Annotated in this window: 17 protein-coding genes; 5 read left to right on the top strand and 12 right to left on the bottom strand. The window is 71.3% G+C overall.

What is annotated here, in order from left to right:
* Positions 1–158 precede the first annotated feature (158 nt).
* The 6 genes from ACFPZJ_RS28090 to ACFPZJ_RS28115 form a co-directional block, all read right to left on the bottom strand.
* Positions 159–1,691 (bottom strand): MFS transporter, encoded by a 1,533-nt coding sequence (locus ACFPZJ_RS28090; protein WP_381027133.1) that lies wholly within the window; start codon positions 1,689–1,691, stop codon positions 159–161.
* Positions 1,688–2,239 carry a TetR/AcrR family transcriptional regulator gene (locus tag ACFPZJ_RS28095; RefSeq protein WP_381027136.1) on the bottom strand — a complete coding sequence of 184 codons (552 nt, stop codon included), beginning with the start codon at positions 2,237–2,239 and terminating at the stop codon, positions 1,688–1,690. The genes ACFPZJ_RS28090 and ACFPZJ_RS28095 overlap by 4 nt, the downstream gene beginning before the upstream one ends.
* 87 nt (positions 2,240–2,326) lie before the next feature.
* The gene (locus ACFPZJ_RS28100) at positions 2,327–3,298 is read right to left on the bottom strand and encodes an aldo/keto reductase (RefSeq protein ID WP_381027139.1); all 972 of its coding nucleotides are present in this window, start codon (positions 3,296–3,298) and stop codon (positions 2,327–2,329) included.
* 62 nt (positions 3,299–3,360) lie between these two features.
* Positions 3,361–4,188: an alpha/beta fold hydrolase gene (locus ACFPZJ_RS28105; RefSeq protein WP_381027142.1), complete on the bottom strand. Its 828-nt coding sequence runs from the start codon at positions 4,186–4,188 to the stop codon at positions 3,361–3,363.
* Positions 4,189–4,399: 211 nt separating this feature from the next.
* Entirely contained in the window at positions 4,400–5,830 is a 1,431-nt protein-coding gene (argH, locus tag ACFPZJ_RS28110; protein ID WP_381027144.1) for an argininosuccinate lyase, read from the bottom strand.
* Between the two features lie 103 nt (positions 5,831–5,933).
* Positions 5,934–7,127, bottom strand: coding sequence for an argininosuccinate synthase (locus ACFPZJ_RS28115; RefSeq protein WP_381027145.1), 1,194 nt, complete (start codon positions 7,125–7,127; stop codon positions 5,934–5,936).
* A 202-nt stretch (positions 7,128–7,329) separates the two neighbouring features.
* On the opposite strand from ACFPZJ_RS28115, the gene ACFPZJ_RS28120 reads away from it, so the two are divergent.
* The 5 genes from ACFPZJ_RS28120 (at position 7,330) to ACFPZJ_RS28140 (ending at position 12,464) form a co-directional block, all read left to right on the top strand.
* Positions 7,330–8,214 carry a hypothetical protein gene (locus ACFPZJ_RS28120; protein ID WP_381027147.1) on the top strand — a complete coding sequence of 295 codons (885 nt, stop codon included), beginning with the start codon at positions 7,330–7,332 and terminating at the stop codon, positions 8,212–8,214.
* Positions 8,215–8,360: 146 nt separating this feature from the next.
* The gene (locus ACFPZJ_RS28125) at positions 8,361–8,948 is read left to right on the top strand and encodes a pyridoxamine 5'-phosphate oxidase family protein (protein ID WP_381027149.1); all 588 of its coding nucleotides are present in this window, start codon (positions 8,361–8,363) and stop codon (positions 8,946–8,948) included.
* A 204-nt stretch (positions 8,949–9,152) separates the two neighbouring features.
* Positions 9,153–10,535, top strand: a complete 1,383-nt coding sequence (locus tag ACFPZJ_RS28130; RefSeq protein ID WP_381027151.1) for a ferredoxin reductase family protein — start codon at positions 9,153–9,155, stop codon at positions 10,533–10,535.
* Positions 10,536–10,576: 41 nt separating this feature from the next.
* Entirely contained in the window at positions 10,577–11,668 is a 1,092-nt protein-coding gene (locus ACFPZJ_RS28135) for an FMN-binding protein (protein WP_381027154.1), read from the top strand.
* Positions 11,669–11,723: 55 nt separating this feature from the next.
* Positions 11,724–12,464, top strand: a complete 741-nt coding sequence (locus ACFPZJ_RS28140; RefSeq protein WP_381027686.1) for an FAD:protein FMN transferase — start codon at positions 11,724–11,726, stop codon at positions 12,462–12,464.
* Positions 12,465–12,488: 24 nt separating this feature from the next.
* On the opposite strand, the gene ACFPZJ_RS28145 is transcribed toward ACFPZJ_RS28140, so the two are convergent.
* The 6 genes from ACFPZJ_RS28145 to ACFPZJ_RS28170 all read right to left on the bottom strand — a co-directional run bounded on the left by ACFPZJ_RS28145 (position 12,489) and on the right by ACFPZJ_RS28170 (position 20,616).
* Positions 12,489–13,034 carry an arginine repressor gene (locus ACFPZJ_RS28145; RefSeq protein WP_381027157.1) on the bottom strand — a complete coding sequence of 182 codons (546 nt, stop codon included), beginning with the start codon at positions 13,032–13,034 and terminating at the stop codon, positions 12,489–12,491.
* 7 nt (positions 13,035–13,041) lie between these two features.
* Positions 13,042–14,277, bottom strand: coding sequence for an acetylornithine transaminase (locus ACFPZJ_RS28150; RefSeq protein ID WP_381027688.1), 1,236 nt, complete (start codon positions 14,275–14,277; stop codon positions 13,042–13,044).
* A gap of 8 nt (positions 14,278–14,285) precedes the next feature.
* Positions 14,286–15,209, bottom strand: coding sequence for an acetylglutamate kinase (gene argB / locus ACFPZJ_RS28155; RefSeq protein WP_381027160.1), 924 nt, complete (start codon positions 15,207–15,209; stop codon positions 14,286–14,288).
* On the bottom strand, positions 15,206–16,357 hold the full coding sequence (gene argJ / locus ACFPZJ_RS28160; RefSeq protein ID WP_381027163.1) for a bifunctional glutamate N-acetyltransferase/amino-acid acetyltransferase ArgJ: 1,152 nt from the start codon (positions 16,355–16,357) through the stop codon (positions 15,206–15,208). The genes argB and argJ overlap by 4 nt, the downstream gene beginning before the upstream one ends.
* Positions 16,354–17,382 carry an N-acetyl-gamma-glutamyl-phosphate reductase gene (gene argC / locus ACFPZJ_RS28165; protein ID WP_381027165.1) on the bottom strand — a complete coding sequence of 343 codons (1,029 nt, stop codon included), beginning with the start codon at positions 17,380–17,382 and terminating at the stop codon, positions 16,354–16,356. The genes argJ and argC overlap by 4 nt, the downstream gene beginning before the upstream one ends.
* 750 nt (positions 17,383–18,132) lie before the next feature.
* A complete protein-coding gene (locus ACFPZJ_RS28170) occupies positions 18,133–20,616 on the bottom strand; it encodes an alpha-L-arabinofuranosidase C-terminal domain-containing protein (RefSeq protein WP_381027168.1) in 2,484 nt (827 codons plus the stop codon).
* Between the last annotated feature and the right edge of the window lie 26 nt (positions 20,617–20,642).

The following is a 20,642-nucleotide window of genomic DNA, read 5'->3' on the forward strand; positions in this document are numbered from 1 at the left end:
TGTACGGCGGGCCACTTCTCGGGCGGCCCGCCGTTCGCATGGAGCTCGCCGGGCTCGGGGAACCACAGCACGAACGTCGCCCCCTTTCCGGCGGTTCGTACGACGTGTCATGGTCGGTGGCGCCTGCGAGAACGGAAACGAAGCCGTCGGCGAGCGGGTCAGGCGTGCTCGGCTCCGCCGTCGAGCCGCTGCCCGCGCAGCAGGAACCACGCCGCGACCGCCGTGGCCAGCAGGACGGCCGCGCCCACGCCCGCCGCCAGGCTCAGTCCGTCGACGAAGGACTGCCGGGCCGCGGCCAGCAGCGCCTCGGAGGTGGGGGCCGGCAGATGGGCGGCCACCTCGACGGCCCCGCCCAGCGACTCGTATGCCGCGGGCGGTGTGCCCGCCGGGCCGGGGAAGCCGCGGTAGACACCGGTCACGATGGAGCCCAGCAGGGCGATGCCGAGGGCCGCGCCGAGTTCGTACGCCGTCTCGGACACGGCGGACGCGGCGCCCGCCTGGTCCTTGGGCACACCGGAGAGGATCACGTCGGCGGTCACGGTGAACGAGAACCCGGCGCCGACGCCGACGACCAGCAGCGAGGCGCCCAGCAGCGGATAGCCCGTGGACCCGTCGAGCACGGTCAGCGCGGCGAGCGCGAGGCCGACGGCCGCGAGTCCGCCGGAGACCACGGCCCGCACCGAGAACCGACGCGCGGCCCGGCCCGCGACGAGACCGGCCGCCACCGCGCCCACGGCGGCGGGCAGTTCGGCCAGCCCCGCCTCCAACGGGCGCCGCCCCTGGACGAGTTGCAGGTACTGGGAGAGGAAGAACACCAGCCCGGACAGCCCGAGGACGGTCAGCAGATCGGCCAGCACCGCCCCGCTGAAGCCCCGGTTGCGGAACAGCCGTACGTCCAGCAGCGGCGCCGGGAGCGTGCGCTGGCGGCGTACGAACCCGTGGAGGGCCGCGGCGCCCAGCAGGCCCGCGCCGAGCGTGGCCCAGGCGAAGCCGTGCGCGGCGGCTTCCTTGACGGCGTACACGACACCGACCATGCCGGCCAGCGACAGGACGACGCTGGTCAGGTCCCACGGACCGGGGTTCGGGTTGCGGGACTCGGGCAGCAGCCTGGCGCCGACGGCGACCAGGACGGCCATCACGGGCAGGTTGATCAGGAAGACCGAGCCCCACCAGAAGTGTTCGAGCAGGAACCCGCCGGCGATCGGGCCCACGGCCGTGCCCGCCGAGGCGGTGGCGCCCCAGATGCCGATGGCGAGGCTGCGTTCACGCGGGTCGTGGAAGAGATTGCGGATCAGGGCGAGGGTGGCGGGCATCAGGGTGGCGCCGGCGACGCCGAGCAGGGCCCGGGCCACGATCATCAGCTCGGCCGAGGTGGCGTAGGCGTTCAGCACGGACATCGCGCCGAATGCCGTGGCGCCCACGAGCAGGACCCGCTTGCGGCCGATCCGGTCGCCGAGGCTGCCCATCGAGACGAGCAGACCGGCGATGACGAACGAGTAGACGTCGCCGATCCACAGCAGCTGGGTGCCTGAGGGCCTGAGGTCCTCGCTGATGTAGGGGGTCGCGAGACCGAGGACGGTCGCGTCGACGGCCACCAGCAGCACGGCGAGCACGAGGACGGACAGCGCCAGCCAGCGGCCCGGGCGCTTCACCGCCTCGGTCGTGCCGGCCGGCTGCAGGATGCTGGTCATGATCCCTTCCTTCGCAGGGCACCGCCGAGCAGCAGCTCGACGATCATGTGGGTGAAGTCCTTGGCGGCCACCCGGCCCTCCGACACGGCCCAGGCGCCGGAGGCCAGCAGCCCGTACAGCGCCTCGGTGAGCCAGGCCGGGGTGAGGTCGATGCGGAACTCGCCGCTCGCCTGGCCGCGCCGGAACAGCGCGGCGATCCGCTCGTCGATCCGGGCCCAGCCCGCGTTCTGTTCCCCGCCCTCGAACAACTGGTTCTCGGAGTAGAGGAAGGCGAGCAGTCCGGCGGCGGGCTCTATCTCACGGACGAGCCGGTGCACGGCATCGCTCGCGGGCCCCTCGTCGAGCCGGGCCGCGTCCAGGGCGGCCTCGCACTCCGCGATGCCGAGCGACTCCAGCGCCCGGACGAGCGCGTCGCGTCCGGCGAAGTGACGGTGGAGGGTGGCCCGGCTGATTCCGGCCGCCTTGGCGACCTCGTCCATGGTCGCGGTGGATTTGCGGGTCAGCAGGGCCGCGGCGGTGCGCAGCACGTGGTCAGGATCGACAGCCATGAGACAACGATAACCCAAATGAGACGTGAATGTCTCATGCTGGGCATGCATGACTCATCGTCGCAGGCGTACGACGGCGCGCGGGGGTCAGTGCCAGGGCAGCTGCCCGCGCCGCTCCCAGTAGACGCCCGGCTCCTCGGCCAGGGAGGCGAGACGGGCCAGCTGGTCGTCGTCGAGGTCGACGACCGCGGCGTGCAGGTTGGAGGCGAGCTGGGTGACGGTCGCGGCGCCGGACAGGACGACGCCGGCCCAGGGCTGCCGCAGGATCACGGCGAGGGCCACCGCGTCACAGCCCAGGCCGGTCTCCTCGGCGACCTCCCGCAGCACCTGCGGCGCGTGCGGTGCGGCCAGGCGGCCGTTGGCCATGCCCTCCTTGACGATCACGGTGAGCCCGGCGTCGTGCGCCTCGGCCAGCGCGGGCGCGGCGGAGGTCTCCAGCACGTTGTACGTGGACTGGACGGTACGGAAGAGGGGCTCGCCGCCGACCGTGACCTCCAGGGCGGCGCGGATGGCGTCGGTCTGGGCCGGTCCGCTGGTGGAGAAGCCGACCGTGAGGCCCTGGTCTGCGGCCTCGGCCAGCCGGGCGTGGAGTTCCTTGTCGGTGAGGGCCGGGCTGTCCGGGGTGACCGAGTGGATCTGGTAGAGGTCGAGCCGGTCGCCGAGCAGGGCGTCCGTCTCGGCGCGCTGCCGCTCGTAGGTGGCCAGGCTGTGGTCCTTGACCTCGTGCCGCTCGGCGTCGGTGGACCAGTCGGCGGTGTAGGTGTAGCCCCACTTGCTGCCGACGACGACGTCGTCGACGTCGGCCCGGGCGGCGAGCCAGTCGGCGAGGAACTCCTCCGAGCGGCCGTAGGAACGCGCCACGTCGACGTAGCGGACGCCCTGCGCGTAGGCGGCGTCGAGGAGGTCATGGGTGCGGGCGCGCAGGGCGTCGACGCTGCGGTCGGCCGGGAGGTCCTCCTCCCGGCCCAGGTTGATGTAGCCGGGGCGGCCCACCGCGGCCAGGCCGAGTCCGACGTGCGCGGTCGGCGTGGTCGTGGCGGCGAGGCGACGGAACGGCATGGGGGCTCCCTGCGCGATCGGCGGAGGCGGACTCGGCACCAATGTACGCAGCCCCCTGCGCCTCAGCCCGCGCTGACGCAACGGGGGACGAAGGCGGGGTCGGCCGGCCCGTTCCGGTCGAGGGCGTCGAGCACCCACTGCTGGACCAGCGGGGACTTGGGCGCCTGGTCGTGCTCGGTGGTGTCGAGCGGACAGCGGTCCTGGAGCAGCACGTTGGTCACGTAGGAGTCGGGCCCCTCGAGGAAGGAGCTGGTGTATGGCACCACGACCTCGTCGTAGCGGGTGGCGATCGCCGTGTAGTCGGGGCCGACCGGGGCCTCGGGGTCGGAGTTGAGCTTCTGCAGGAACTCCGAACCGGCGGTCTGGTCGACGCAGGACGGGCAGACGGTGGCGCCGGCCGCCAGGGCGAGCGGGTTGGTGGTGCCGTGGTTGGAGGGCACGATGCCGACGAGGTCGTCGACCTTGGTGGCGCCGCGCAGGAACTTGACGTAGTAGCGCGGCATCATGCCGCCCTGGCTGTGGCCCACGATGTCGACCTTCTTGGCGCCGGTCGCCCCGAGCACGGCGTTCACGAAGTCACGCAGCTCGGCCGCCGACTCCGCTACCGGAGCGGTCTCCAGGTCGCCGTATTCGAAGGAGAAGACGCAGTAACCGGCGTCCACGAGCGCGGGTGAGAGGGTCAGCCAGTTCTCGTACGAGGTCTTGAAGGTGCCGTTGACCAGGACCACGGGCTGCGGATGGGCCGGGTCCGGCTTGCACGACCAGTCGTTGGCACCGGGAGGCGGGGTGTCGGCGGCGCCCGCGGGGGCCGTGAGGCCGACGGCGCACAGCACGGCGGCGGCGCCGACGGCGAGGAGGCGGGCTATGTGCTGTGTGCGTCTTCCACCCATGAGGTCCCTTTCAGTCACACCGGAGTCCGACCGGCGTTCGGCATTGCCGACCGGCACCGGAATAGTTACCTCCGAGTAGAAACAAGTCAAGGATTCGGCCAGTGGCCGAATCCCATCTGTTATCTGGAGCCGGCCCTTCATGGGGTGGCGGCCACACGAAGGGCCCGGACAGCGGTGTCCGGGCCCTTCCGCCTCCTGAGGGACGGCCGCCCTACGCCTGCTTGGCCGTGGCCCACGCGTGCTGGACCGCCACGTCCGCCTTCACCTCGGCGAGCTGCACGGCCACGGCACTGGGCGCCGTACCGCCACGGCCGCTCCGGGAGGCGAGAGCTCCCGGCACGTTGAGGACCGACCGCACCTCGGGGGTCAGATGGGCGGAGATCTTCGCGAACTGCTCGTCGGTCAGCTCGTCCAGCTCCTTGCCCTCGGCCTCGGCGACCTTGACGCACTCGCCGGCGACCTCGTGCGCGACCCGGAACGGCACGCCCTGCTTGACCAGCCACTCGGCGATGTCGGTGGCGAGGGAGAAACCGGCCGGGGCCAGCTCCTCCATGCGCTCGCGATGGACGGTGAGCGTGGCCATCATGCCGGTGAACGCGGGGAGCAGGACCTCCAGCTGGTCGATGGAGTCGAAGACGGGCTCCTTGTCCTCCTGGAGGTCACGGTTGTAGGCGAGCGGGAGGGCCTTGAGGGTGGCCATCAGGCCGGTCAGGTTGCCGATCAGGCGGCCGGACTTGCCGCGGGCCAGCTCGGCGATGTCCGGGTTCTTCTTCTGCGGCATGATCGACGAGCCGGTGGAGAAGGCGTCGTGCAGGGTCACGAAGGAGAACTCCTTCGTGTTCCAGATGATGACCTCCTCGGCGATCCGGGACAGGTTGACGCCGATCATCGCGGTGACGAAGGCGAACTCGGCGACGAAGTCGCGGGAGGCCGTGCCGTCGATGGAGTTGCCGGAGCTGCCGTGCTCGAAGCCGAGGTCCTTGGCCACCGCCTCCGGGTCCAGGCCGAGCGAGGAGCCCGCCAGGGCGCCGGAACCGTACGGCGACACGGCCGTGCGCTCGTCCCACTGGCGCAGCCGCTCCGCGTCCCGGGACAGGGCCTGGGCATGGGCGAGGACGTGGTGGGCGAAGAGCACCGGCTGGGCGTGCTGGAGGTGGGTGCGGCCGGGCATGGCGACGTCGGGGTGCGCCTCGGCCAGGCCGATCAGGGCGTCCTGGAGCTCGGCGATCAGCCCGCCGATGATCCGGGCGTGGTCGCGCAGGTACATGCGGAACAGGGTCGCGACCTGGTCGTTCCTCGACCGTCCCGCGCGCAGCTTGCCGCCCAGGTCGGGGCCGAGGCGCTCGAGCAGGCCGCGCTCCAGGGCGGTATGGACATCCTCGTCGGCGACGGTGCCCACGAAGGATCCGTCGGCCACGTCCGCCTCCAGCTGGTCCAGCCCGGCCAGCATGCGCTGGAGCTCGTCGTCGGTGAGCAGACCGGCCTGGTGCAGCACGCGCGCGTGGGCGCGCGACCCGGCGATGTCGTACGGCGCGAGCCGCCAGTCGAAGTGGACGGACGCGGACAGCTTGGCCAGGGCCTCGGCGGGGCCGTCGGCGAAACGGCCGCCCCAGAGCCGTACGTCACCGCTGTTGCTGCTCACTTGGGTCGCTCCTAGAGAGATACGGATGTGCCGCCGCCTCCCCACTCAGGCGCAAGTGAGGAGGCGGTTGTCAGGCTAGTGCGGGTGAGGTGCCGTGCGGCGCTTACGCGAGGTCGCGCTTGGCGGCGATCTTCGACGACAGGCTGTAGATGTCGATGAAGCCCTTGGCCGCGGACTGGTCGAAGGTGTCGCCCGTGTCGTAGGTGGCGAGGTTGAAGTCGTACAGCGACTCCTCGGAGCGCCGGCCGGTGACGACCGCGCGGCCGCCGTGCAGGGTCATCCGGATGTCGCCGGAGACGTGCTGGTTGGCCTCGTTGACGAAGCCGTCCAGGGCGCGCTTGAGCGGGGAGAACCACAGGCCGTCGTAGACCAGCTCGCTCCAGCGCTGCTCGACCTGCCGCTTGTAGCGGGCCAGTTCGCGCTCGACGGTGACGTTCTCCAGCTCCTGGTGGGCGGTGATCAGGGCGATGGCGCCCGGAGCCTCGTACACCTCGCGGGACTTGATGCCCACGAGCCGGTCCTCGACCATGTCGATCCGGCCGATGCCCTGGGCGCCGGCGCGCTCGTTGAGCTGCTGGATGGCCTGCAGCACGGTGACGGGCTTGCCGTCGACGGCGACCGGGACGCCCTCCTTGAAGGTGATGACGACCTCGTCGGCCTCGCGCGGGGTGGCCGGGTTCTGGGTGTACTCGTAGATGTCCTCGATCGGGGCGTTCCAGATGTCCTCGAGGAAGCCGGTCTCGACGGCGCGGCCGAAGACGTTCTGGTCGATGGAGTACGGCGACTTCTTGGTGGTCGCGATCGGCAGGCCCTTCTCCTCGCAGAAGGCGATGGCCTTGTCGCGGGTCATGGCGTAGTCGCGGACCGGGGCGATGCACTTGAGGTCGGGGGCGAGGGCGACGATGCCGGCCTCGAAACGGACCTGGTCGTTGCCCTTGCCGGTGCAGCCGTGGGCGACGGTGTCGGCGCCGTGCTTCTTGGCGGCGGCGACGAGGTGCTTGACGATCGTCGGCCGGGACAGGGCGGAGACCAGCGGGTAGCGGTCCATGTAGAGGGCGTTGGTCTTGATCGCCGGGAGGCAGTACTCCTCGGCGAACTCGTCCTTGGCGTCCGCGACCTCGGCCTCGACGGCACCGCAGGCGAGCGCGCGCTTGCGGATGACGTCCAGGTCCTCGCCGCCCTGGCCGACGTCGACCGCAACGGCGATGACCTCGGCGCCCGTCTCCTCGGCGATCCAGCCGATGGCGACGGAGGTGTCCAGACCGCCTGAGTAGGCGAGTACGACGCGCTCGGTCACGGGTTTCTCCTCACAGTGCATTCGCTGACATGCATGAGTATGCAGGAGACCGCATGATTCGTCAATTCAGCGCGTGACCGGGGCCGCGCCGAACGAATTCCGGGGAGCGTTGAACAACCGAAACCGCTTTCCCGTACTCCCCACCGAACGAACGCCGGCGCCACGTTCGTGAACCCACTCCTGACCCAAGTGAGGCATCCGCATGTCCAGGGCTCTTCCGAAGTACAACAAGCGTCGTGTCGGTCTCATCGGCGGCGCTGCCGCGGTGGCGCTGTCCGGCGCGGTGATCGCCGGCTCCGCCCTCGCGGGGGAGACGTCCAAGAGCACCACCCAGGCCGCGAGGACCAAGGCGTCGCCCGGCACCATCAGCTGCCCGGCGGTCGCGCCGAGCCTGCCCGCGGTCCCCGCGTCCGCCAAGGCCGAGGTCGACCGCAATCTGGCACTGCTCGACACCCAGATCCGCGAGGCCAACACGCGGCTCGTCAACACGGTCGGCCAGGGCGGACCCAACTTCGTCCAGAACGCCATCCTCGGTCCCCTCAAGGACAAGCGCGTGGCCACCATCAACCGCATCGCCACCGCCATCGGCCGCACCGCCGCCAAGCCTCAGGGCCTGGACCGTCTGGCGACGTGCGCCCTCAACGCGAACGGCAACGCGGCCGCGGCCCCGCAGGCCGGCGGGAACACCGGGAACGCGGGGAACGCGGGCAACGCGGGCAACGCGGGCAACGCGCGCAACGCGGGCAACGCGGGCAACAGCGGAAACACCGGCAACGCCGGCAGCGCGGCCGGACCGGGCACCATCTCCTGCCCCGACGTGCGCTCCAAGCTCCCGGCGGTCCCGGCGTCCGCCAAGGCCGAGGTCGACCGCAATCTGGCACTGCTCGACACCCAGATCCGCGAGGCCAACACGCGGCTCGTCAACACGGTCGGCCAGGGCGGGCCCAACTTCGTCCAGAACGCCATCCTCGGCCCCCTCAAGGACAAGCGCGTCGCGACCGTCAACCGCATCGCCACCGCCATCGGCCGCACCGCCGCCAAGCCCCAGGGCCTGGACTCCCTGGGCGCCTGCACGCTCACGAAGTGACGTGACAGGCACCGTGGCCGCCCCGTGCGAGCGCCGGCCGGGGCGGCCACGGACGGGTCCGGTCGCCGCACGCGCACCCGCGCGCGCGGCAGCCGGACCGCCAATTCCTTAGACAGCCGAAAGACTTGCGCCCATACTCGGTGGACATGGGAAAGACGCATGAGCGCATAGACGGCAGGCTCCGGGCCTTCATCGAGGAGCAGCCCCTCTTCTTCACCGCCACCGCTCCCCTGTCCGCCGACGGCACGGTCAACCTCTCCCCCAAGGGCCTCAAGGGCTCCTTCGTGGTGCTCGACGACCGCACGGTGGCCTACCTCGACTTCGCCGGCTCCAACGCCGAGACCGTCGCGCACCTGCGGGAGAACGGCCGGATCACCCTGATGTGGTGCGCCTTCCAGGGCCCGCCGAACATCGTGCGCGTGCACGGCCGCGGCGAGGCGGTCTTCCGGGACGACCCGCGGTTCGCGGAACTCCTCGCCCGCTTCCCCGACATCGACCCGAGCCGTCACGGCCTGCGCGCGATCATCGTGGTCACGGCCGAACTGATCCGCGACAGCTGCGGATACGCGGTGCCGCTCATGGCGTACGAGGCCGACCGCGAGCTGCACGGCAAGCGCTTCGCACGCGAGGACGACGCCTCGCTCAGCGCGTACTTCACCAAGAAGGAGCACATCGCGACGAGCCTGGACGGACTGCCCGGGCTGCCGTTGCCGCTGCCGCCGTCCGCGGTCTGACCCGTGCGCCCCGGTCCCGTCGCCCTCGTCGTCCGCTCGGGCGGCGTCGCGACGGCCGGGGCACCGGCGTCTTCGGGGACGTTCTGAGCGGGACGACCGTGCTCACACGCCTGTGAGCGGTTCTTGTCCGCCGCGCAGAGGCTGAACACTCCCCGCTTGCGGCACGTATCTGTGGGCCAAGGGTCAAGTCCCCACGGAGGAACCGTGACCACCACGCTCGCAGGCGGCCGTGCCGCCCGCCGCCAGACGATGCGCCGCATCCGTCCGCGCCGCTCCCCGGCCGTCCCGCTGGTCGTCGCCCTATGGGCGGGGGCGGCGGGTGTGCTGTGGCTGTGGTGGGACAACACGCCGTCCCTCGCGGACGACACGAGCAAGATCCTCGCCGCGGGCCGGATCACCGGTCTGCTCGCCGGGTATCTGATGGCTCTGGTGGTCCTGCAGATGGCCCGGGTGCCCGCGCTGGAGCGCCGGGTGGGCTCCGACCGGGTGGCACGCTGGCACGCCATGACCGGCCGCTACACGCTCTGCCTGGTCATCGCCCACGTGTTCCTCACCATGTGGGGCTACGCGCTGCAGGCGGGCAAGACGCTGAGCGGCATCGTCCAGCAGACCGTCGACTCGGTCAACCAGCTGCCGGACATGGGCAAGGCCGCCATCGGCACCGGCCTGCTGTTCGTCATCGGGTTCATCTCCATCGGCGGGATCCGCCGCCGGCTGCCGTACGACGGCTGGTACCACGTGCACCTGCTCACCTACGCGGCCGTCTACCTGACGTTCTGGCACCAGATCACCACCGGCAACGAGTTCGCCGTCGAGCCCTCCGCCAAGACCTTCTGGTACGGGCTGTACGGGGCGGTGACCGCGCTGGTCGTCTGGTACCGGATCCTCACCCCGATCCGGCTGAACCTGCGGCACCGCATGCGGGTCGAGGCGGTCATCGAGGAGACGCCGGGGATCGTGTCGGTGCTGATCAAGGGGCGCAAACTGCACCGCATCGGCGCGGAGGCCGGGCAGTTCTTCCGCTGGCGGTTCCTGGCGCCGGGCATGCGGTTCAGCTCGCACCCGTACTCGCTGTCGGCGGCGCCCCGCCCGGACATACTGCGGATCACGGTCAAGGCGATCGGCGACCACAGCTCCCGGCTGCGCGAGCTCACCCCCGGCACCAAGGTGTGGGCGGAGGGCCCGTACGGCGCGCTGACCGCCCAGCGCCGCAGCCGCGGCAAGGTGCTGCTGGTCGCGGGCGGTGTCGGGATCACCCCGATGCGGGCGTTGTTCGAGACGCTGCCGGGCGCCTCCGGCGACATCACCCTGCTCTACCGGGCCAACAGCACCCAGGACCTGGCCCTGTGGAACGAGCTGGCGAAGATCGCCGACGAGCGTGGCGCCCGGCTGATGTACGCCGTGAACAGCCCGGACGGGGAACGCCCGGACATCTCGGCGGAGTCGCTGAAGCGCAAGATCCCGGACGTCGACAGCCATGACGTCTTCATGTGCGGCCCGCCCGGATTCGCCCGGTCGGTCTACGAGGCGCTGCGCGGGGCGGGTGTGCCCGCCCGCCGTATCCATCACGAGTCGTTCGAGATGTGAGCGACGGGTCACCCACGGACACATCAGGAGCTTGAGAAACGATGAGGAAGAGTCACCCCGTCCGGCGCGCCGTGCTCGCCACCGCCGCCACGGTCTCCGGGATCGTGCTGCTGGTATCGCTGAAGCCGGCCTCCGACCCGGGCTCCGCCCAGGCGGTGGGCGGCCAGGCCCCGCCGGCCGCGGCACAGTCGCCGCAGGGCGGCGCCCAGGCCGCCGGGTCGGGCACGGTCACCGGCGACGCCGCGCAGACCCAGTACGGCCCGGTGCAGGTGCGGCTGACCGTGACCGGCGGGAAGATCACCCAGGCCGAGGCCGTGCAGGCCCCCAAGGGCGGGCGCAGCGACCAGATCACCTCCACCGCCGTACCGCGCCTGAACCAGGCGGCGGTCGCCGCGCAGAGCGCGGAGATCGACGCGGTGTCCGGGGCGACGTACACGAGCAACGGCTACAAGCAGTCCCTCCAGTCGGCGCTGGACAAGGTGCGTGCGGCCTCCTCACAGGGATCGGGCGGCACCCAGGCCCGGACGGTCACCGGCGACGCGGCGCAGACCCAGTACGGCGCGGTCCAGGTCCGCATCACCGTCGCCGGCGGGAAGATCACCCAGGCCGAGGCCGTGCAGGCCCCCAAGGGCGGGCGCAGCGACCAGATCACCTCCACCGCCGTGCCGCGGCTCAACCAGGCAGCGGTCGCCACCAACAGCGCGGACATCGACGCCGTGTCGGGAGCGACGTACACCAGCGCCGGGTACAAACAGTCGTTGCAGTCCGCGCTGGACAAGGCGGGGCAGGGCGGAGCCCAGCCGAGCTCGGGGCCGGGTGGCGCGGGAGCCCAGCAAGGCTCGGGGGCGGGCGGCGCGCAGGCCCGGACGCTCACCGGCAGCGCCGTGCAGACCCAGTACGGCCCGGTCCAGGTCCGCGTCACCGTCAGCGGCGGGAAGATCACCGAGGCCGAGGCGGTGCGGGCGCCCAGCGGCGGGCGCAGCAGCCAGATCAGCCAGACCGCCGTGCCGCGGCTCAACCAGGCGGCCGTGGCCACCGGCAGCGCGGACATCGACGCCGTGTCCGGGGCGACGTACACGAGCAACGGCTACAAGCAGTCCCTCCAGTCGGCACTGGACCAGGCCGGTGGCTGACACGGTGGCCGACTCCGCACAGGCTCCCGCCGCGGTGCGTCACGCGGAGGAGACGATGGGGACCGTCTTCTCGCTCGACGTCCGCGGCGGGGAACCCGGCGCAGTACGCGCGGCCCTGGACGAGGTGGTCGCCGGTCTGCACCGGGTCGACGAGGTGTTCAGCACCTACCGCGACAGCAGCCAGGTCTCCCGGCTGGCCCGTGGCGAGCTGACCGTCGAGGAGTGCGATCCCGAGGTCGCCGAGGTGCTGGAGCTGGCGGCCGAGGCGGAGCGGGTGAGCGACGGCTGGTTCAGCACCCGCTACCGCGGCAGCCTCGACCCGACCGGCATCGTCAAGGGCTGGGCCGTCGAGCGGGCCGCGCGCCGGCTGGCGGCGACGCCCGGGGTGAGCGGTGTCAGCGTCAACGGCGGCGGCGACGTGCAGTTGCTCGGGACGCCGGGGGCGCGGCGGCCGTGGCGCGTGGGCGTCTCGGACCCCCTGCGGCCCGGCGGCCTCGCGGCCGTCGTCTCCGCGGCCGGCACGACGGAACTGGCCGTGGCCACGTCCGGCACGGCGGAACGCGGCGCCCACGTCATCGACCCCCGCACGGGCCGCTCCGCGGTGACGGACCTGGTGGCGGTGACGGTCGTGGCCCCCCGGGTGACCTGGGCGGACTGCTGGGCGACCGCGGCGTTCGCGATGGGCTCCCGGGAGGGGCTGGCGTGGCTGGAGTCCCTGCCGGACGTGGAGGCGCTGCTGATCACGGCGGGCGACGAGGTCAGGTGCACGCAGGGGCTGGCCTCTCGGCTGGGCTGACGTCGCCGCCCGGTCGCCGGTCGCTCAGTGGCCGTTCTGGGCCAGCCGCAGCAGATGGTCGGCCAGCGCCTGCCCCCCGGTCGGGTTCCGGCTGATCAGCAACAAGGTGTCGTCGCCGGCGATCGTCCCCAGGATGTCGTGCAGTTCGGCCTGGTCGATCGCCGACGCCAGGAACTGCGCCGCCCCCGGAGGCGTCCGCAGGACCACGAGATTCGCCGAGGCCTCCGCGGAGATCAGCAGCTCCTGCGAGAGCCGCCGCATCCGCTCCTCCTTCGCCGACTCCCCGAGCGGTGCGCGGGGGGTCCGGAAGCCCCCCTCGCTCGGCACCGCGTAGATCAGGTCGCCGTCGGTGTTGCGGATCTTCACGGCGTTCAGCTCGTCCAGATCCCGGGAGAGCGTCGCCTGGGTGACGCTCAGCCCGTCGTCCGCGAGCAGTTTCGCCAGCTGGCTCTGCGAGCGCACCGGCTGCCGGTTGAGGATGTCCACGATCCGGCGGTGGCGTGCGGTGCGGGTCTGCGGCACGGCAGGCCCGGCGGTCTCGCCCGGCCCGTGGTCCTGCGCCTGGCTCATCGTCGTCTCATTCTCCGGATCGTCCTTCCCCGTCGGCCTCGGCGGCCTTGGCGGCCTGGTCGGCCTTGTCAAGGATGCCGGGCAGGGCCCCGAGGAAGGCGTCCACCGTGTCGTCGCCGAGGGTCAGCGGCGGCATGAGCCGTACGACATCGGGAGCGGGCGCGTTCACGAGGAAACCGGCGTCCTGAGCCGCCTTCTGCACCGTGGGCGCGAGCGGCTCGGTGAGCACGATACCCAGGAGGAGGCCCGCGCCCCGGACATGGTCGATCAGTCCGTGGCCCAGTGACTCGATTCCGTCCCGCACCTTCTCGCTCTGCCGCTTGACGTTCTCCAGCAACCCCTCGTTCGCGATGGTGTCGAGAACGGCGAGCCCGGCGGCGCAGGCGACCGGGTTCCCGCCGAAGGTCGTGCCGTGCTGGCCCGGCTGGAGCAGGTCGGCGGCCCGCCCGAACGCCACGGTCGCTCCCAGCGGCAGTCCGCCGCCGAGACCCTTGGCGAGGGTGACGACGTCGGGCAGGACGCCCTCGTGGGCCTGGTACTCGAACCAGTGCCCGGTACGGCCGATGCCGGTCTGCACCTCGTCGAGGACGAGCAGCGCACCGGTGGCGGCGGTGATCGCCCGGGCCGCCTTGAGGTAGCCGGCCGGGGGCACCACGACCCCGTTCTCGCCCTGGATCGGCTCGATGACGACCAGGGCCGTCTCCTCGGTCACCGCCGCGGCCAGCGCCTGGGCGTCGCCGTACGGCACGTGCGTGACGTCGCCGGGCAGCGGCAGGAACGGCTGCTGCTTGCCGGGCTGGCCGGTGAGCGCGAGGGCGCCCATGGTGCGGCCGTGGAAACCGCCGTGGGTGGCGACCATGTGGGTGCGTCCGGTGAGGCGGCCGATCTTGAACGCGCCCTCGTTGGCCTCGGCGCCGGAGTTGCAGAAGAAGACCTTGCCGTCGCGGCCGAAGAGCTGCAGCAGCCGCTCGGCGAGCGCGACCGGCGGCTCGGCGACGAAGAGGTTGGAGACGTGCCCGAGGCGGGCGATCTGGGTGCTGACGGCCTCGACGACCGCCGGGTGGGCGTGGCCGAGGGCGTTGACGGCGATGCCGCCGACGAAGTCGGCGTACGCCCGGCCGTCGGCGTCCCACACCGTGGCGCCCGCACCGCGGACCAGGGCCAGCCGCGGGGTGCCGTAGTTGTTCATCAGCGCGCCCCGCCACCGCGCGGTCAGCTCCTGGTTGCTCGCGGCGTTGCTCACGGCGTCGGTCACGATTCCCCCTGTTCGCTCGGCTTCTCGTCCGGCACGACCATGGTGCCGATGCCCTCGTCGGTGAAGATCTCCAGCAGGATCGAGTGCGGGACCCGGCCGTCGATGACGCGGGCGGTGGTGACACCGTTGCGCACGGCGTGCAGGCAGCCCTCCATCTTCGGCACCATGCCGGAGGACAGCTCCGGCAGCAGTTTCTCCAGCTGGGACGCGGTCAGGCGGCTGATCACCTCGTCGGAGTTCGGCCAGTCCTCGTAGAGGCCCTCGACGTCCGTGAGGACCATGAGGGTCTCGGCGCCCAGTGCAGCAGCGAGCGCCGCAGCCGCCGTATCGGCATTGACGTTGTAGACATGCCCCGAATCCCCGTCGTCCTGGCTACGGGCGATCGACGAGACGACCGGGATCCGGCCGTCGGCCAGCAGTGCCTCGATGGCGCCCGTGTCGATGTCGGTGATCTCGCCCACCCGTCCGATGTCGACGAGTTCGCCGTCGATCTCGGGCTGGTGCTTGGTGGCGGTGATTGTGTGCGCGTCCTCGCCGGTGAGGCCGACGGCGAGCGGTCCGTGCCGGTTGAGCAGCCCGACCAGCTCTCGCTGCACCTGCCCGGCGAGCACCATCCGGACGACGTCCATGGCGTCCTCGGTGGTGACGCGCAGGCCGGCCTTGAACTCGCTGACGATGCCGTGCTTGTCGAGGGCGGCGCTGATCTGCGGGCCGCCGCCGTGCACGACGACGGGCTTGAGGCCGGCGTGGTGCAGGAAGACGACGTCCTGCGCGAACGCGGCCTTGAGGTCCTCGTCGACCATGGCGTTGCCGCCGAACTTGATGACGACGGTCTTGCCGTTGTGCCGGACCAGCCAGGGCAGCGCCTCGATGAGGATGCGTGCCTTGGGCAGGGCGGTGTGCTTTCGCGTGCTGCTCATGACGAGTAGGCGCTGTTCTCGTGGACGTAGTCGGCGGTGAGGTCGTTGGTCCAGATGGTGGCGGTCTCGGAGCCGGCCGCGAGGTCGGCGACGATGTGCACTTCGCGGTAGCGCATGTCCACCTTGTCGCGGTCCTCGCCGACGGAGCCGTTCTTGCAGACCCAGACGCCGTTGATGGCGACGTTGAGCTGGTCGGGCTCGAAGGCGGCGGACGTCGTGCCGATCGCGGAGAGCACCCGGCCCCAGTTGGGGTCCTCGCCGTGGATGGCGCACTTGAGGAGGTTGTTGCGGGCGATGGAGCGGCCCACCTCGACGGCGTCGTCCTCGGTGGCGGCGTTGACGACCTCGATCCTGATGTCCTTGCTGGCGCCCTCGGCGTCGCGGATCAGCTGCTGGCCCAGGTCGTCGCAGACGGCCCGTACGGCCTCGGCGAACTCGTCGTATCCGGGCGTGACGCCGGAGGCGCCGGAGGCGAGCAGCAGCACGGTGTCGTTGGTGGACATGCAGCCGTCGGAGTCGACGCGGTCGAAGGTGACCCGGGTGGCGGCGCGCAGCGCCTTGTCCAGGGTCTCGCTGCCGAGGTCGGCGTCGGTGGTGAGGACGACGAGCATGGTGGCCAGTCCGGGGGCGAGCATGCCGGCGCCTTTGGCCATGCCGCCGACCGTCCAGCCGTCCCTCGTCACGACGGACGTCTTGTGGACGGTGTCGGTGGTCTTGATGGCGATGGCGGCCTTCTCGCCGCCGTACTCGGAGAGCTGGGCGGCGGCGGTCTCGACGCCCGGGAGCAGCTTGTCCATCGGCAGCAGGACGCCGATGAGGCCGGTGGAGCAGACGGCGACCTCGATGGCGCCCCGGCCCAGCACCTCGGCGACCTTCTCCGCGGTGGCGTGCGTGTCCTGGAAGCCCTTGGGGCCCGTACAGGCGTTGGCGCCGCCGGAGTTGAGGACGACGGCGGACACCTGCCCGCTCTTGAGCACCTGCTCGGACCACAGCACCGGCGCGGCCTTCACGCGGTTGGAGGTGAAGACGCCCGCGGCGGCGCGGCGGGGGCCGTCGTTGACCACGAGGGCCAGGTCGGGGTTGCCGTTCTCCTTGATCCCGGCGGCGATGCCCGCGGCCGTGAATCCCTTCGCTGCCGTCACACTCACGGCGCAACTCCGATCGTCGTCAGTCCCGTGGTCTCGTCGAGACCCAGGGCGATGTTCATGCTCTGGAGGGCGCCGCCCGCGGTGCCCTTGGTCAGGTTGTCGATGGCGCTGATGGCGATGATCCGCCCCGCGGCCGCGTCGTACGCGACCTGCACCTGAACGGCGTTGGAACCGTGGACGGACGCGGTGGCGGGCCACTGCCCCTCGGGGAGCAGGTGGACGAAGGGCTCGTCGGCGAAGGCCTTCTCGTAGGCCGCGCGCAGTGACTCGCCGGTGACGCCGCCGGCCGCCTTGGCGGTGCACGTGGCGAGGATGCCGCGCGGCATCGGGGCGAGGGTCGGGGTGAAGGAGACGGAGACCCGCTCGCCGGCCGCCGCGCTGAGGTTCTGGATCATCTCGGGCGTGTGCCGGTGCCCGCCGCCGACGCCGTACGGCGACATGGAGCCCATGACCTCGCTGCCCAGCAGGTGCGGCTTGGGCGCCTTGCCCGCGCCGGACGTGCCGGACGCGGCGACGATCACGGCCTCGGGCTCGGCCAGGCCCGCCGCGTACGCCGGAAAGAGGGCCAGCGAGACGGCGGTCGGGTAGCAACCGGGCACCGCGACGCGCTTGGACCCCTCCAGCGCGGCGCGGGCACCCGGCAGTTCGGGAAGGCCGTAGGGCCAGGTGCCGGCGTGCGGGGAGCCGTAGAACGTCTCCCAGTCGGCGGCGTCCTTCAGCCGGAAGTCGGCGCCCATGTCGATCACGAGCACGTCTGGGCCGAGCTGCTCGGCGACGGCGGCGGACTGCCCGTGCGGCAGCGCGAGGAAGACGACGTCGTGCCCGGCGAGGATCTCGGGCGTGGTCTCCTCGAGCACCCGGTCGGCGAGCGGCAGCAGGTGCGGCTGCAGCGCGCCGAGCCTCTGGCCCGCGTTGGAGTTGCCGGTCAGGGCGCCGATCTCGACCTGGGGGTGCGCCAGGAGCAGACGCAGCAGTTCCCCGCCCGCGTATCCGCTCGCTCCGGCCACCGCCGCACGTACCGCCATGCAATCCTCCTCCTAGACGGCATGACTATACGTTTCGCTGCACTTTTATGCAATCCTGGGCGCAGCCAGTGCGCCGGTTCGCGGGCGGCCCCATCAGCGGCATCGGCCTGGTCTGCGGTTTCTGACCTCGACTTGGTGGATGCGCTGAAGGTGGCGCCTGCGACGTGAGGATCAACGGCATCGAGCGGGCTGGATCGGGGCGGGCTCCAAGGGAAAGGCCTGCGGGGTGGTCATGGCGTGGTTCCTTACCGGGGTAGGAGGAAAGCGTGTCGTCGGTGCGGGCCGAGCTGGCCGGCCGGGGCAGCCGGGCGACCGATGCGCTGCTTTCGCCGCGACTCGACCACCTCGGCGCCGGCGCGGACACGCAACGGCTCTGACGACGGGACGTGTCCCCATCCGCCCCGGCTGTCCGCTTCCGCAGTCGGCTGCCCGGATGACCGGAGTCGCCTGCACGTGCCGTCGAGGCCATCCCCGGTTCCTGGACCGGGCCCCCTGTCGGTCTTCGTCACACACGACTGTGGGCCGCTGCCCCTCGGGCAGCGGCCCACACCCTGATCCAGCGGTCGGGGCCTGCCGTTCGGATCACGCCGGTGAGCGGGGCCCGGCGCGCCCGTCTGCGGCGTTGTCATCGGTCGCCGACGCTCCGCGTAGGCTCCCTCCTCCGCCTCGACAGCCGCACGCGCCAGGCCCCTCTCACCGGCGCTGACGAGATCCGGTCGCTTCCCGGCGACCTGATCCGAACGACAGCCCCTAGCCCTGCTTGATCCGCAGGAACGTCACCGAGTTCGCCGGGAAGGTGTACGTGAACGTCGCGGCGACCCCGCGGAACGTGGACGTCACCGGGGTCACCGGCGTGTCCGTCTCGGTGTTCACCGCGTTCTCGTCGGCGGCCAGCGTGGTCACGCGGGCCGTGGAGGCGACCTTGGCGCCGCCCAGGTCGATCGCCGTGCGGGCCTCGGCCGACTGGGCGTTGACGACCTTGACGATCAGCTCACCGGTCTTGGCGTCGCGCGTGACCACCTGACGGAAGGGCTCGGCCGGCTTGTCGTCGGTGAAGCTGCCCCACTCCTTGCCGTCGAGGTAGAGGGTGACCTGGCGGCCCCGCACCTTGATGTCGATGTCGTAGGCACGGCCCGTCTCGATCGACCCGGCCTTGGAGATCAGCGTCGACTTGCCGCCGTCCGAGGCCTGCTCGACGGCGGACTGGGTGTTGTTCCAGCCGCCCAGGTTCCACCAGTAGTAGTTGCCGGTGTCCTTGACCCCGAAGGCGACGAGGAAGCCCTCCTTGCCGGACTTCTTGGTGGCCTTCACATGCAGGTCGTAGTCCTTCCACGCCGGGTCGCCGGCCGTGACCATGGTGTTCTCGGCGGCGGCGTCGGTCTGGACGTACTGTCCGTCCTGGATGCTCCAGCTGCCGCCGCCGACGTGCTTCCACTTCGAGGCGTCACCGGAGAAGTCGTCGCTCAGCAGCGTCGAGCCGTCCGCCGAGGTGACCTTCACGTCGTCGTACGCGGCGCTGGTCGCCCACGTCGACAGGCCGACGGCACCCGTGATCGGGCCGCTGACGTTCGGGGTGGTGCTCGCCTTCGACGGGACCACCTGGTCGCCGACGTTGGTCATGAACAGCTTCTGGACCTCGTAGTTGGCCGAGTTCCAGGACGCGCGGTTGTTGAACCAGATCATGTCCGGCCGCCACTGCACGTAGTCCTCGTTGGCGAGCAGCGGGGCGTACGAGGCGAGCTTGACGACGTCCGCGTTGCGCTCCAGGCCCGTCATGAACGCGGCTTCGGCGAGGCCGTTCTTCCAGGCGTTGCCCTGGGAGGCGTACTCACCGAGGAAGACCTTCGGGCCGCTGCGGTCGTAGGAGTCGTAGCGGTCGTTGTTCTGCAGGAACCACTGCGGGCTGTTGTAGTAGTGCTCGTCGACCATGTCGACCTTGCCCTCGCGGTTCAGCTTCCACGCGGTGTCGAAGGTCGTGCCGGAGTCGTCGGGGCCCGAGTTGGAGATGACGGTGATGTCCGGGTACTTCGCCTTGATGGCGGCCCGGAACTTCTGGAAGCGGGCGAAGAACTCGTTGGGCAGGTTCTCCTCGTTGCCGACCCCGATGTGGGTGAGGTGGAACGGCTTGGGGTGGCCCATCTCGGCGCGGACCTTGCCCCACTTGGAGGTCGCCGGGCCGTTGGCGAACTCGATGAGGTCGAGGGTGTCCTGGATGTGCCGCTGGAGCAGCGCCTCGTTGTCGGTGGCCCGATTCTGGCCGCAGCCGGTCACCAGGGCCGGGACGACGGGCAGCGGCATCGCGCCGATGTCCTCGGAGAAGCGGAAGTACTCGTAGTAGCCGAGACCGTAGCTCTGGTTGTAGCCCCAGAAGTTGGCGTTGGTGGCGCGCTCCTCGACCGGGCCGATGGTGTCCTTCCACTGGTAGCTGCGCTTGCGCTGCCAGCCCGAGGCCTCGCTGTAGTCCTCCATGGAGCCGGTGTTGACCAGGCAGCCGCCGGGGAAGCGCACGAAGCCCGGCTTCAGGGCGGCGATCTTCTCGGCGAGGTCCCTGCGCAGGCCGTTGGGCTGGTTCTTGTAGGTGTCGCGCGGGAACAGCGAGATCATGTCGAGTGCCGCCGCGTTGGAGGAGGCGACGGTGAGACGGCCGCGGTTGCTGGTGCGGGTCGCGGTGAAGGTGGCCTTGTACTTGGCCCAGCCGCCCTTCACGGCTACCTGGCGGGCCGTCGCCAGGCTGCCCGCGGTGTCCTTCAGGGAGACGGTCAGGGTGGTGCCGCTCTCGGCCCGGGCCCACACCGAGAAGTCGTACCTCTTGCCCTCCTCGACCCGGATTCCGGTGTTGTAGCCGGCGTTCGTCACGGCGGAACCGGCGCCCAGGGAGAGGTAGTTGCGGTTGCGCTCGTTGAGACGGCCGGAGTCGTTGACGACCTGGGCCGTGCCACCGACCGTCCAGGAGGTCAGCGGGGTGTAGGAGCCGTTGTCGGCGGTCGAGTACTCGAAGGACCGGTTCTGCACGAGCTCGGCGTACAGGCCGCCGTCGGCGGCCCGGTTGATGTCCTCGAAGAAGACGCCGTACATCGTGTCGTCGATCGCGGCGCCCTTGGCCTGCGGGTCGACGCTGATCGTGTAGTCGGTGACGTTCTCGGCGTGCGCGGGGGCCGGGACGAGGGCGGCGGCCGTCAGGAGCGCGGTGGCGGTGAGACCGAATCTCCAGCGGGTGCGGGTGGTGCGTGACATGGATACTCCGCGGCTCGGTTGGGGAG

It is taken from the genome of Streptomyces bullii (genome assembly GCF_042657145.1).
Taxonomy (GTDB): Bacteria; Actinomycetota; Actinomycetes; order Streptomycetales; family Streptomycetaceae; genus Streptomyces; species Streptomyces bullii.

Coding starts and splice junctions, on each gene's coding strand:
- ACFPZJ_RS28090 (WP_381027133.1), bottom strand. CDS start 1,691: ATGACCAGCATCCTGCAGCCGGCCGGCACGACCGAGGCGGTGAAGCGC.
- ACFPZJ_RS28095 (WP_381027136.1), bottom strand. CDS start 2,239: ATGGCTGTCGATCCTGACCACGTGCTGCGCACCGCCGCGGCCCTGCTG.
- ACFPZJ_RS28100 (WP_381027139.1), bottom strand. CDS start 3,298: ATGCCGTTCCGTCGCCTCGCCGCCACGACCACGCCGACCGCGCACGTC.
- ACFPZJ_RS28105 (WP_381027142.1), bottom strand. CDS start 4,188: ATGGGTGGAAGACGCACACAGCACATAGCCCGCCTCCTCGCCGTCGGC.
- ACFPZJ_RS28120 (WP_381027147.1), top strand. CDS start 7,330: ATGTCCAGGGCTCTTCCGAAGTACAACAAGCGTCGTGTCGGTCTCATC.
- ACFPZJ_RS28125 (WP_381027149.1), top strand. CDS start 8,361: ATGGGAAAGACGCATGAGCGCATAGACGGCAGGCTCCGGGCCTTCATC.
- ACFPZJ_RS28135 (WP_381027154.1), top strand. CDS start 10,577: ATGAGGAAGAGTCACCCCGTCCGGCGCGCCGTGCTCGCCACCGCCGCC.
- ACFPZJ_RS28140 (WP_381027686.1), top strand. CDS start 11,724: ATGGGGACCGTCTTCTCGCTCGACGTCCGCGGCGGGGAACCCGGCGCA.
- ACFPZJ_RS28145 (WP_381027157.1), bottom strand. CDS start 13,034: ATGAGCCAGGCGCAGGACCACGGGCCGGGCGAGACCGCCGGGCCTGCC.
- argB (WP_381027160.1), bottom strand. CDS start 15,209: ATGAGCAGCACGCGAAAGCACACCGCCCTGCCCAAGGCACGCATCCTC.
- argC (WP_381027165.1), bottom strand. CDS start 17,382: ATGGCGGTACGTGCGGCGGTGGCCGGAGCGAGCGGATACGCGGGCGGG.
- ACFPZJ_RS28170 (WP_381027168.1), bottom strand. CDS start 20,616: ATGTCACGCACCACCCGCACCCGCTGGAGATTCGGTCTCACCGCCACC.